The organism is Gynuella sunshinyii YC6258, assembly GCF_000940805.1.
Taxonomy (GTDB): Bacteria; Pseudomonadota; Gammaproteobacteria; order Pseudomonadales; family Natronospirillaceae; genus Gynuella; species Gynuella sunshinyii.
The window spans coordinates 1,154,127-1,166,840 of sequence record NZ_CP007142.1 but is presented as its reverse complement, the minus strand read 5'-3'; the positions used below and the strand labels follow the sequence as shown (position 1 = coordinate 1,166,840).

The window sequence follows — 12,714 nt, the reverse complement described above, 5'->3', positions numbered from 1 at the left end:
AAAATTTAAATCCAGGACTATCACCACCTGGAGTTATTCGAGTACCTGATCATCCAACATCAAACAGAGAGATCTGGATGATCGATTTGATTGCCAGGTTATTAACGAGATATCCCTGCTCACATGCTTGACAAAACAGTGATACCTTACGCTTCAATTTCCACCAGATTTTTATTGATAAACAAGACATCAACATCCCAGGTCTCATCATTTCCATGAGTTGCAAAATCTGCCCTGATATACCAGACACCATTGACGTCATAAGGGTACAGCCGGATGATATCTACAGTTCCTTTTTCATTGATATCACCGTTTGTGGCAGCGAAACCGACGATGGAAGCGATGTATTCAGAGGTTTTTTTACCGGTGTTATAGGTCACATTGTCACCCAGATTTTTATATCGCTTATAGATAAAAGGCTTGTGCCCCGCGATGGTAAAACCAGTACCGGTATTGAGTTTGCCGCTGGCATTTATGTCACCATTCACATCCAGCTTACTGGTTGGACTACCAGTACCAATACCCAGTTTCCCGGAGCCTCCTTTCAGGACCATGTGTTGCTGTTCCTGACCGCGGGCACCGCTGTAAAATTCGATATCGGTGTTATTCGAATGTCCTCTCAACAGAACTCTGGTAGCCTGCTCACTATTTTCATCTGCAGTGGTTAACTCCATGGTGGCTTCACCACCGAGTTGTGATTGCGTAATACCTACCGGATAGTGATTCAGACTTTTGCGTAGCGTAAGAGGATGCTGTGTCGGTTCCATACCGATACCTACCCGAGCACCCAGGGCAAAACCTCCGGCCTGATCAAGCACTACAGAGTCTTCACATTCATTTGCCTCACAACCAAACAGACGTATCTGTGATTGATGGCACCGCCAGGTACCAGAACCATTTTTACTGGCCTGACAGGTATACACTGTAAAGGAGGAAATCCTGCAACCGGCAACGCCGCCACCATTAACAGCCAGACTGTGGTAAATATGATGTGCTTCAATATGGGTGACAGAAGAACCGTATATAGCCCCACCATCCTTGCTGCCATGATGATTAATCAGCTTATTGTTGAGTTGGCAAAGACGGGCATTTTCCATATATATGGCGGAGCCGTTTTCGGTACCGATAAAAGTTCCACCCAACCCATCGATCCCGCCACGACCGTCAAAGCTCCAGCCGGAAAAATGAACACCGGACAGTGGAGAATCCTCCTGTCCGATCAACTTGATCTGAACGTCACGCGATCCTTTAACAACCACAGTATCTTCAGTATTGAAACCGATGATGTTAACGTTGTTTTTCACCAGGATACTGTTTTTCAATATATAGGCCGGACGACCATTGAAGGTATGATGAACACCATCACCCATACCGCCCAGTGCCCCGGCGGACGTATCCGGAGCCCGATTTGCGTCTTCAGAATCCTGTGTCGACAGTTCCGGCAGCTGGATAGGGCTCAGGACGATGGTCAGATTTTCAGCAATTTCGGTATCCACACCACGGTTAAAAATCAGGTCAAATTCCGCCTGCGTATGGATTTTTACGGTCTGGCTACCCACCAACATATTGTCCCGTGCCACCGGCATCGACAACGGATGATCACGGTCAATAATGATACTCTCTGCCTCTGTGCCGGTCAGTGTCAGGTCAAATGCCAGAACAAAGTCTGTACCTGTGATTTTCTCAGCCAATTTTTCTGCTTCAGAAGCATAAACCGCAAACAACACACCATTTTCAAGAAAGAAACCTATTTCATAAATAGGATAAATTTCCGGTATATTGTCGCCGTTGTCTCTGATCGTGGCTGTTAGATAAAGCTGATTCTGCTGACTGCCTATCAACTCACCACCTTCCACAACACTGCGCTGAATTTCATTTTTCAGTTCTGTCATGTCACGACTGGCGACATAAGGACCAGTGCCACCATCTCCCACAGCAACATGTGTTATTTTGGCCATGATGCCACGGCTTTTAGCGTCAATCAGGGCGGTAATGCCGGCATCCGTTATGACAGGTTTTAAGTTCATACTCATATCATTGTTCCAGAACGTTTGTATCTATGGTTGTTGGCTGCGGTGGTAATGTCGCGGACATGTTGAAACGCATAAAACTGACCGCCTGCGTCGCTGCCGCCATCTGCAGGGTACTTGTCTGCACGGTACTGAAGGTAAAGGTGTAATGACTGCGTACCGGCTTTACCGCATCAATCACTTCCCGCAGCTTACGGTCAAACACTGCACTTCCGAGACCCAGCATGTTGTTATTGATCAACAGATCCAGATGGAAGGTGTATGGTGCGCCGGGCGGACTTTGTTGCCACCACTCTGTCAAGGTCACGTTGGCATCCGTAAAACTGTTCAGTGCTTGCTGTACAGCACCACGCGTACCTTTATGTTTATGTACAAATGCCGAGTCACGAATCAGATCACGGCGGCGGCGCGCCTCTTCCTGAGGGTCATTGGGGTTATCAACCCAGACATCAGTGGATACCGCCCACCCGAGCCATGGCAACAATTCATCAGGACAGGTTGCACCATTCCAGAGTGTATGGATATTGACTGGCAAACGACTCAGTCGGGCTGCGACAGCCGCCAGATTACGTTCCAGCGAGCTTGCGGAAGGCGGAAGCAGGTGCTCCTGTATGATCAGATCACGTTTGGCATAAAGGTATTCCTGGTCGTTGTCATCACGCGCAAACACCAGCAGACAAGTCGCCCCACTTGGAATTTCAGTGTTCGAAAATCTGTACATCAGTGGTGCCGTGGGGCAGTAGCGAACGATGCCGTCAACATCGTTCTTTTTTAATCTGCAGGCGGCAATCAGACTGTTACGGATCAGCTTCTGGTCGGTTGCATTACCCCAGTGTATTTCGTAACTGACCAGATCATCCCGATGCGCTGAAAAATCAACATAAACACGTCCACTCAGAGCTCTGCTGCTACCAGAGCCCGGTATTTGTTCGTTAATAAACTGCAACGCATTGATACCAGGATTCAACAATTTGGTGACCATGGTTCTATCCCTCTAAACAAATGACGGGTTAAATCTCAACACTGACGCCATACAACATCTCACCGAACTCGTTGACACTGAAAGCCAGCAGGTGTGTGGCGTCTTTCGGTGTCGGTTGTCCGGCAATGTTGAATGACAGGGTTTCATCCTTGGAAAACACCACTAGAGGTGGCAGCTCATAAGTGATCCTCACGTCTGTCTGGAGATTTTTAAGTGTTTCACTGATTGCAGTAATGGTTTTACCGGTTTGCTGATAATCCCGATCCTGCAAAAACACCATGCTGCCATCGAGATTGGTCATCCACAGTTTTTCGGCGTTGTCATGATCCAGGGTCAAAGTATGCTGATCATCGAACTGATAGGCCTTGGCACCGAGAGGAAGCTTGCGGGTATTGTTGCCTCCCCAATAAACGGCATAATGGGAGATATCCATTTCTTTTTCTTCTGGAACCACGCGCAATACGGTTACAGTGCCTGTGGTTTTGTCAAACTGAATACCGGAAGGCATGGCAGTCGGTATACTGGTCGCCTGTTGAGTCCATTTGATATCGTCCCTGATCGTACCGACCGCCACCTGATCGCGCGCGATCAGAACATCACTGACAGGCTCATGCAAAATGACATTCTGCACGCCATTTTGATAAAGCGCGGATATCAGCCCGGCACGGGTGATATCCACCCCCAGGCGATGGTGTGATTCCATAAAAGCGAGCACAGCCTCTTTAGCGGCTTTTCTCACTTCCTCGCCCCCCACACCCGGCAACAGCACCAGACTGGCATCTACCTGATAGGGCACGATTTCGGCCGATTTAACCTTGACCCAATCAGTCAACGGTCGGACTTCTTCAGCATTAACCGCATTTTCCACAAGCTGGATCAGCTCACCGGATGCTGTACCATTTCCCTCACGACTGAGAACACAAATTTCCACTTCGCCGGGATGATCAGAATAAACCGTTACGTCCTTGATATTTTCTGATGCGGAGGTTGCGTGAAACAAATACGCGCCTTCTGATCCGGCAGTTGAGAAACCTTCGAACGCCAACTGAGTACGGGCCCGCAGGCGATCATCATTCTCATATTCCGGTTGTTCTCCGGCAGCCACCGCTTCGCGATTGAGTATCTGACGCTGAACATTCACCAGTGCCGCAAGGTTATCGAGATTACTACCCGTAGCGGAGGCCAGCATGACACCGCGGGCAGATTCGTTAATACGCTGACGAAGATGCAATTCCCGATAGGCCATAACCTGCAACAACTTGCTGATAGGATCACTCTCCAGCAAATTATCCACATCCAGTTCTGGTGCGATCATCTGCAGTTCATTTCTGGTAGCGGCCAAAATGGTTTCGTAGCTCAACTCCTCTACCAGATCAGGTGGTGGGAGTTTGGATAAATCAATGCTGGTAAACGTACTCATGGGTATGCCCTTACAAATCCTGAAACGTTGAAATACAGTGTGATTGTGATGACCCTGTTGAACATGTCGCCAACACAATGATCTGATTCATACAAGTACATCCTGTAGTATTCTTTTTAACGATCATAAATAGTCCTTCCTACAGCGCCCCAGGGCGCCGACCTGTGTATGCATGACTGATTCAGGTCACCCAGACGACTCATCAGTCGGTGACGTCCAGAGTTCCGACAATTGTGACTTTGCCTTCGATGACAATGCTTTCTTGACCATCTTTTTTTTCGATGGTTATCTTGCTATTCCCGACTGCCAGCCGGACAAACTCATCCGCCACACAGGAAATGCTGACTGAAGGTTCGGCTTCAGCATCACTTTTCACAACCACTTCAAGCCGATGCTTTTGCCGGTCATAACTGATACTCGTACCATCTTTATAAACCCGGGTATGCAGGTCGTTATCTTGCGTGCCCAATTCACTTAATGGTGTTGGATACGGCACTTTGTGCTCGATACCTTCAGCACCTGATGCAAACGTCAGCGCGCCGCGATAAATGGAACCAATAACAACTCCCAGCACCAGATTACCCGTCGGCGCGACGACCAATACCTGCTCATCAATGTCCGGTACCCACCATTCGCCATCGTATCCGGCACGTGCATTCAACCAGGGCATCCAGTTACGGGTATGGCTGCCCGGCGTATCTCCGCCGACCTGCACCAGTATTCGGGGAATATCTCCGGGCGCCTCAGCATCCTCGGGTCCAGCTCTGACAACGCGCCCGAACATCACCATGCCACCGAGCATATTGGTGTGCTGATCGATCCTGGAACGCATTGCCACATTGCCATCCGATTGATCTGACGAGTCATTAACGGGCATACATAAACCTTATAAAAAGTTACTTAACAGTGATGTTTTCCAATCGAACGGTCCGGCTGTCCGGCACATAAAAACCTTCGATGGTGATATTCAGTTCGCCGTCATTCAAACCAGTCACTAATACCCGGTTGAGTTTAAGTCTCGGCTCGTAATTTTCGAGGGCTTCCACCACAGCGGCCTGAAGCTGGGGAATCAGCTCTGCATTTACAGGGTTGTCAATCAACTGCATGATGCGGGATCCGTAGTTACGCCTCATGACTCGACTGCCAACCGGAGTCGCTAATATGTCCTGCACGGATTGTCTGAGGTGATCAATACCTTCGATCATTTTCCCTGTTTCAGCATTCATACCTTTCATACCAGGAACTCCCGTTAACATGGATAAGTGGCACCGCCAAAGGCGGTTCCACCAAGGTAATTCATTCAGTTACTTGTCGACTTTCAGTGCAAGCCAGACACCACCCATACCATGACCGTTAATATCTCCCTGCTGACGATCACCTACCCAGGTGTACAGGGGTTGGTTGTTATAAGCCCATTGATAGGTGCCATCTTTGCGCTCAATAACCGTAAATTGACCCCAGGTCTTGGCATTCTTTTTGGCAAAAAATGGCGGCCAGTTTGCTGCACAACCGTCGTAACAGCTGGACGTTGCCACACCATCTTTTGCAAAGGTGTACAGTGTCAGCCCTTTGGCCGTAGTGAATACCTTACCGATTGAACTATTTGCCTGTATGACAACCGATTCAGATGTGCTGTTGCTGCCATAAGAATCTGCATAACCATGACTGGCACAGGCATTCAAGAGAATTGCAGATATAATGAGCATCGTTTTAAGAACCGTGGATTTCATGATATTTCCTTTCATGTTTTGATTTGTTTCTTACTTAACGAAGCGACACCGGTATTTGGATGCAAAAAAAAAGAATATTTTTTTTATTTTTTAAAGGGTCAGCTGGAAGAGATAAAAATAACGGTGTAGTGCGAGGCCCAAGGTCACAAATGCAACCATGGAGACGATAGAATTCGGAAACCGCAATAGCCGGGTGAAAGGTTATGCTTCTGACAATACAACGGGCACAGGCAAAAAGATCCTGGCCACCGGCCTGCATTTAATTTAAGACAGAAATTTATTTTGCCGTCAGAATTCATCTGTGATTCAATGTTTTTGCGCCCCAACAAATAAAAACCAGGCACGACATCCAAACCATCATTATCACAATCAGAGATGCCCATGATGTTGTTCACTCCCCAACCGGCGGTACTTATCTGCAATGCCTCGTCGTTTGCATTCGATTGGGAAAATCCGCTCTTCAACCTGACCTTCAGCCGCAGTCAGAATCTGCCACCACTAATCTCCGGCAGCATTGAAGTAACCGGGAAGCTCTATGTTGAATGGCATGGCTTGATGCGCTTTGCGGCAACATCCATGACACCGGTCGTTATCATTCTTATGTTGGCGCAGGTCAAGAGTCTGATCAGCCATGATCCCTACACCTCCGTACCGGGAACCACCCGCATAAAACACATGCATATGAGAACAGAACAATGAAATTTACCGATGGTCACTGGCTGACCCGCGAGGGTTACACTATCCACAGTGCCAAAACCGTTTACGACATAACCATTTCCGAACAGCAGGTCACCGTTTATCTGCCCTGCAAACCCATCCGCCACCGGGGTGACACCCTGGATGGACCAATGCTGACTCTTGAAATCAGCTCACCGGCCAGCGATGTGTTGCGGCTGCATTGCCGCCATTTTGACGACGGTCTGGAACGTCACCCGGCATTTGCCATTAACGACCAGCAACACCCGCTGACCGTAGAACAAAATAGTGACACGCTGTCCATCCGCTCAGGCCAGCTGCAGCTGGTCATGCAAATGACATTTCCATTTTCGATGGCTTTTTACGATAACGGCCGACGCATCACCGGTGGCGACGACAAAGCCCTGGCCTGGATTGCCCATCAGCAACAAGCCTATATGCGAGCCCAGCTCGATATTGGCGTTGGCGAACACCTTTATGGGCTCGGTGAACGCTTTACGCCATTCGTTAAAAACGGTCAGGTGGTCGACTGCTGGAATCGCGATGGCGGCACCAGTACCGAACAGTCGTACAAAAATGTCCCTTTTTACCTGAGCAGCAACGGTTACGGCGTGTTCGTCAATCATCCCGAGGAAGTGAGTTTTGAGCTTGGTTCTGAAGTGGTCGCCAAAAGCCAGTTCAGCGTGGCCGGTGAAAGCCTCGATTTTTATCTCATCAACGGCCCGCATCCAAAAGCGGTGCTGGAGCGCTACACCAACCTGACCGGCCGGCCGCCGCTACCACCGGCATGGACCTTCGGGCTCTGGCTGACCACCTCTTTCACCACCGACTACAACGAGGAAACCGTCCAGCATTTTGTCGATGGCATGTTGGAGCGGGACATTCCCCTGTCAGTCTTCCACTTCGACTGTTTCTGGATGAAAGGCATGCAATGGTGTGACTTTCAATGGGATACCGACTGCTTTCCGGACCCACAGGGCATGCTTGCCCGATTACATGACAAAGGCCTGAAACTGTGCGTCTGGATCAATCCGTATATCGCCCAGAAATCATCGTTGTATCGTGAAGCGGTCGAGCACGGTTATCTGCTCAAACGGGCCAATGGCGGAGTCTGGCAATGGGATCTCTGGCAGGCCGGCATGGGCATCATTGATTTCACCAATCCCGCTGCAGCTGACTGGTACTCCCGTAAGCTTGAAACCCTGCTCGACATGGGCGTCGATTGTTTTAAGACCGATTTTGGAGAGCGAATTCCGACCGACGTGGTCTATCACAACGGCGCCGATCCCTTGCGTATGCACAACTATTACGCCCAGCTTTACAACGAAACCGTGTTTCGCCTGTTACAGCGCCACCGGGGGGAGCATGATGCTGCGGTGTTCGCTCGTTCAGCCACCGCCGGTGGCCAGTGCTTTCCCATTCACTGGGGTGGAGATTGTTACGCCACTTACGCATCCATGGCCGAAAGCCTGCGCGGCGGCCTGTCGCTGACCGCTTCCGGATTTGGTTACTGGAGTCACGACATCGGTGGATTCGAACACACCGCCAGCCCGGATCTGTTCAAACGCTGGCTGGCTTTTGGTCTGCTGTCCAGTCATAGCCGCCTGCATGGCAGCGCGTCCTACCGGGTACCCTGGCTGTTCGACGAGGAAGCTGTGCAGGTAACCCGGTATTTTACCCAGTTGAAACATCGACTGATGCCTTATATCTATCAGTGCTCGGTCACCAACCGCGACACCGGCACCCCGGTCATGCGCGCCATGTTCATTGAATTTCCCGACGACCCAACCTGCCTGACGCTGGATCGCCAATATATGCTAGGCGATGACCTGTTGGTGGCACCGGTCTTCAGTGCCGATGGTGACGTACAATTCTATCTGCCAGCAGGACAATGGACCCATCTGCTCGATGGTGAAGTACTGACCGGCCCTGGCTGGTACCGGCGTCACTACGATTACATGAGCCTGGCGCTGTTTGCCCGTCCCGGCAGTCTTATCGCCTTTGGTCATCAGTCTGGTTCAGTCGTGTACGACTACGACCACCAACCACAGCTGCATCTATACTCCCTCGCAGAGGGTGCTACCGCGACGGTTGTCGTGCCGGACCGGCAAGGCAGGGAAAGCGGACGGGTTCGTATTGAACGACAGGGAGACAGTCTGAAACTGCAATCCAGCCTGGTCAGTAAATACTCACTGATTATTCATGGCCCTGAGACCATAACGCGGGAAATTCAAATTGCCGCAGACACAGCGACACTGACATTACAGCGACACTGACATTAGAGTAGCATCAGAACAGCAGGGAATCGGGTAAGCGAATATTCACATACCCGAAGAGACCGGGTTATGCCCAGGCCGGTGCAACCGGTTGTCCGGTTTGCAAAGATTTGAGTGCAGCTTCCGCCAGTACCAGGGCGCGCTGGCCATCTTCAGCGGTTGGTTTTGGTGCTTCCTGTTTGCTCAGCGCATCCATGAAATGCGCCCATTCCGCCACGTAAGATTCGGCATAACGCTCCAGGAAGAAATGTTGCGGCTTCTGTGACACCACACCTTCGGCGGTGGATTTCACCAGACTGCTTTCGAGAATGTTATTTACGTTCAACATCCCTTTGCTGCCATGAGCTTCCACCCGCTGATCATAGCCGTAAGCCGCCCGGCGGCTATTGGTAATCACCGCCATCTTGCCGCTGGCACACTGAAGCGTAACCACGGCGGTATCAATATCACCGACGGCTTTAATCGCAGGGTCCACCAGGCTGGCAGCATGAGCAAAGACACTCACAGGTTCTTCACCGAGCAGGAACAGCGCCATATCGAAATCATGGATGGTCATATCGCGGAACATGCCTCCGGAGACTTTCAGATACTCCGCCGGCGGCGCACCCGGATCACGGGAATGAATGGTTAACAACTCAAGTTCACCAATTTCACCGGCTTCCAGACAACGTTTCAGATGCGCAAAGTTAGGATCGAAACGACGATTGAAACCAACCATCATGGTGCCTTTGTGCTCATTCACCACACTGACGCACTGACGTACCCGTTCAATACTCAGATCGATCGGTTTTTCGCAGAACACCGCCTTGCCATTACGACAGGCGATCTCGGTCAGGTCGGCATGAGTATTGGTCGCCGAGGCAATGACAACAACATCCACTTGCGGATTCGCCAGTACGGCATCCACCTCTGCCACCTGTGCATTGTATTTCTCTGCCAGCGCCTTGGCCGCATCAGCATTAATATCTGCGACAAACGTTAACTGGCTGTCAGGATGAAAAGCAATATTACGAGCGTGTATCTGACCGATTCGGCCAGCGCCGATAAGAGCTACCGATAACATAGTTATACTCCAAGCAATTGGCCTGTGCGGGTTAAAAAACCAGCCAGGAACGGATTAACAGATGAAGACCCGGAACTCCCTGGCCTTCTGCCTAAAATCGGAATCACCCGGCATGGATTAGCTGATTGTTATGTCATACCTGGGGACGTGGAAAAGATACTCTTCACTCATAAATGATGCAATCAATATCATTTTGACTGCATTTATTGATGTATTTTTAATGATAAAAACACATCATTCTGAGATAAAAAATACCCTCGACAATGGACACCCACAATAGACCATTGGGAGATTAGATAAGGTTCCCCCTACTAAACCATTTGCATGGACACCCATCTTTACACACCATGGAACCCGCTGACCGTGGCAGTCTCCGGGTGTTTTGAGAGGATTATCGAGGGACGGTATCGAGGGGACACCCAGGTTATTGGGTTAAACTTAACAAGATTTTTAAAGGGGATTATTGAGGGGACACCCACCTGATACTCAAATAAGCGCTGACTGACATACTGGAAGCCATCATATTTTTTCGCTCGATTGGCAGAAAACATTTGCATTTCTTTTGAGGTTTTTTTTAGCATAAACACCTCAAAATGATACAGGATCATCCACATGGCACGGGAATATCCCAAAAGACCGACCCTGAAAGCCGTTGCCGACCGCGCCGGCGTCAGTCTGGCCACCGTTGACCGGGTCCTGAACCAGCGCAGCAATGTCAATCAACACACCCGCGAACGGGTACTCACGGCCATGGCAGCATTGTCCGGGAATATCGGCCACACTGCGGCAGTTCCGTTCAGCCGGGCGGAAAAAACCCTGCACTACGGGTTTGTCATGGAGTCCGGTATTGCGTTTATCCAGTCTATTCAAACCGCCATCGCTCAGGCGGAAAACAGTCTGACCGGACTAAACGTTCGCCTGCACAGTTACACCATGCCGCCTATTTTCAACTTGCCGGCTTTCCTGCAATTACTCAGGCAGGCGGCGGCGGAAAATGACGGGTTGATTCTGGTCTGCCGCGAAGATCCGGCCATTGCCGCCTGCGTCAATCAGATCATCAGCGAAGGGATACCCATTGTCTGCCTGACCAATGATCTCAGCGATATTGCCCATCTCGGTTATGTCGGGGTTAATCACGTCAGTGCCGGCCGCACCGCCGGGCACTTTATGGGCCACTACATCGGTGACCGCGAAGGTGAAATCGTGCTGGTGGTCAGTGCCCCATTTCGCTCTCAATACGAGCGCGAACTGGGATTTCGAAGAATTCTGAGAGAGGAGTTTCCTAATCTGACGATCCGTGAATCACTGAATAACTGTGATCGCGATGAAGAGAGCTATCAAAACCTGAGCGAACTGTTTCGCAACGGCATCAAACCTCTTGGCGTTTATAATCTGGCAGGCGGTAATGTGGGCGTGGCCAAAGCCATCGAAGAAGCCGGATGGACCGGCGATATTGTGTTCATCGGCCATGAATTGAATGCTGACTCATACACCTTGCTGGCCAATAAGCAGGCACATGTGATTATCGATCAGGATCTGCAAACAGAAACCATGACCGCAGTCTGTACATTGTTGCATCATCACGGTGTCGTACATCAGGCCCCCTCACTGGTGCCTGCCACACCGATCATCACCATTCGGGAAAACATCGGCATGCAAACCCAGCCCGGCAGCACACCCCTGTTTTTCAGAATGTGAACAAGGCCAGGTAAGTGGGTGTCAGCCTGGATTCCAGCCCAGTTCTTTGGAGACGATGGCACTGTTTTCCTTCAACATCGCAATATAACGTTCGCGTTTGTCATCATCATGGCGCAGGGTTGGATAAGAAATACTCATACCGGCAACGGCGTTACCAAAGCGATCAAATATCGGCGCGGCAATGCAGCGAAGTCCTTCCTCCTGCTCTTCGATATCTTCCCCAAACCCCTGTTCACGGACAATTTCCAGCTCATTGAGCAACATATCGATATTGCGATGGGTTTTGGAAGTCCAGGGTAAAAATTCGGTATTACCCAGAATATCGCGAACATCACTCTCATCCTTGTTAGCCAGCAGCACCTTACCAATCGCCGTGCTATAAAGAGGATTACGCCCACCAATCGTGGACTGCATACGCAGATTGTACTGAGAGTCTATTTTGAAGACATAAATAATGCTGTCGCCATCACGGGTGCCAAGGTGCATGGCTTCTTTGGTATGTTCACTCATGCGACGCATAACCCGTTCGGCACTAGCGATCAAATCAACATACTCAAGTGACCGGGCACTCAGTTCAAACAGTTTGAGGGTCAAAGAATAACGGTCAGTCTCTATCTCCTGGCGGACAAAACCGAGCATTTTCATGGTTTGTAGAAAACGATACACCGTACTCTTCGAGGTCATCAGTTTCTGCGCCAGTTCAGTGACGCCTATCGTACGCGTTTCGGAAAGCTCAGAAAGTATGCCGAATACCTTCATGACCGATGAGACCGGCTCCACTTGAACGTTTTGACTTTCTTCCGACATTTTAACTTTCCT

The 12,714-nt window shown here is 50.0% G+C and carries 11 protein-coding genes; 3 read left to right on the top strand and 8 right to left on the bottom strand.

Going from position 1 to position 12,714, the window contains the following annotated elements; all coding sequences use genetic code 11:
• Nucleotides 1-146 precede the first annotated feature (146 nt).
• The 6 genes from YC6258_RS05170 to YC6258_RS05145 all read right to left on the bottom strand — a co-directional run bounded on the left by YC6258_RS05170 (nt 147) and on the right by YC6258_RS05145 (nt 6,162).
• Nucleotides 147-2,033, bottom strand: a complete 1,887-nt coding sequence (locus YC6258_RS05170; RefSeq protein WP_044616092.1) for a phage tail-collar fiber domain-containing protein — start codon at nt 2,031-2,033, stop codon at nt 147-149.
• A 1-nt stretch (nt 2,034) separates the two neighbouring features.
• Entirely contained in the window at nt 2,035-3,012 is a 978-nt protein-coding gene (locus YC6258_RS27035) for a phage tail protein I (RefSeq protein WP_052830073.1), read from the bottom strand.
• A gap of 28 nt (nt 3,013-3,040) precedes the next feature.
• Nucleotides 3,041-4,432, bottom strand: coding sequence for a baseplate assembly protein (locus tag YC6258_RS27030; RefSeq protein WP_052830072.1), 1,392 nt, complete (start codon nt 4,430-4,432; stop codon nt 3,041-3,043).
• Between the two features lie 202 nt (nt 4,433-4,634).
• Nucleotides 4,635-5,309: a phage baseplate assembly protein V gene (locus YC6258_RS05155; RefSeq protein WP_044616091.1), complete on the bottom strand. Its 675-nt coding sequence runs from the start codon at nt 5,307-5,309 to the stop codon at nt 4,635-4,637.
• A 19-nt stretch (nt 5,310-5,328) separates the two neighbouring features.
• Nucleotides 5,329-5,667, bottom strand: a complete 339-nt coding sequence (locus YC6258_RS05150) for a GPW/gp25 family protein (protein ID WP_044616090.1) — start codon at nt 5,665-5,667, stop codon at nt 5,329-5,331.
• 69 nt (nt 5,668-5,736) lie between these two features.
• Nucleotides 5,737-6,162, bottom strand: a complete 426-nt coding sequence (locus YC6258_RS05145; protein WP_044616089.1) for a COG4315 family predicted lipoprotein — start codon at nt 6,160-6,162, stop codon at nt 5,737-5,739.
• A 381-nt stretch (nt 6,163-6,543) separates the two neighbouring features.
• On the opposite strand from YC6258_RS05145, the gene YC6258_RS05140 reads away from it, so the two are divergent.
• Together YC6258_RS05140 and yicI are read left to right on the top strand one after the other, a co-directional pair.
• On the top strand, nt 6,544-6,861 hold the full coding sequence (locus tag YC6258_RS05140; RefSeq protein WP_144407564.1) for a hypothetical protein: 318 nt from the start codon (nt 6,544-6,546) through the stop codon (nt 6,859-6,861).
• Nucleotides 6,858-9,134, top strand: a complete 2,277-nt coding sequence (gene yicI / locus YC6258_RS05135) for an alpha-xylosidase (RefSeq protein ID WP_044616087.1) — start codon at nt 6,858-6,860, stop codon at nt 9,132-9,134. The genes YC6258_RS05140 and yicI overlap by 4 nt, the downstream gene beginning before the upstream one ends.
• 67 nt (nt 9,135-9,201) lie before the next feature.
• On the opposite strand, the gene iolG is transcribed toward yicI, so the two are convergent.
• Nucleotides 9,202-10,197 (bottom strand): inositol 2-dehydrogenase, encoded by a 996-nt coding sequence (iolG, locus tag YC6258_RS05130; protein ID WP_044616086.1) that lies wholly within the window; start codon nt 10,195-10,197, stop codon nt 9,202-9,204.
• A 612-nt stretch (nt 10,198-10,809) separates the two neighbouring features.
• Between iolG and YC6258_RS05120 the strand changes: the two genes are divergently transcribed.
• Nucleotides 10,810-11,895 carry a LacI family DNA-binding transcriptional regulator gene (locus YC6258_RS05120; RefSeq protein ID WP_052830071.1) on the top strand — a complete coding sequence of 362 codons (1,086 nt, stop codon included), beginning with the start codon at nt 10,810-10,812 and terminating at the stop codon, nt 11,893-11,895.
• Nucleotides 11,896-11,916: 21 nt separating this feature from the next.
• Here YC6258_RS05120 and kdgR read toward each other — a convergent pair whose 3' ends face one another.
• Nucleotides 11,917-12,702, bottom strand: coding sequence for a DNA-binding transcriptional regulator KdgR (gene kdgR, locus YC6258_RS05115; RefSeq protein ID WP_044616084.1), 786 nt, complete (start codon nt 12,700-12,702; stop codon nt 11,917-11,919).
• Nucleotides 12,703-12,714 lie beyond the last annotated feature (12 nt).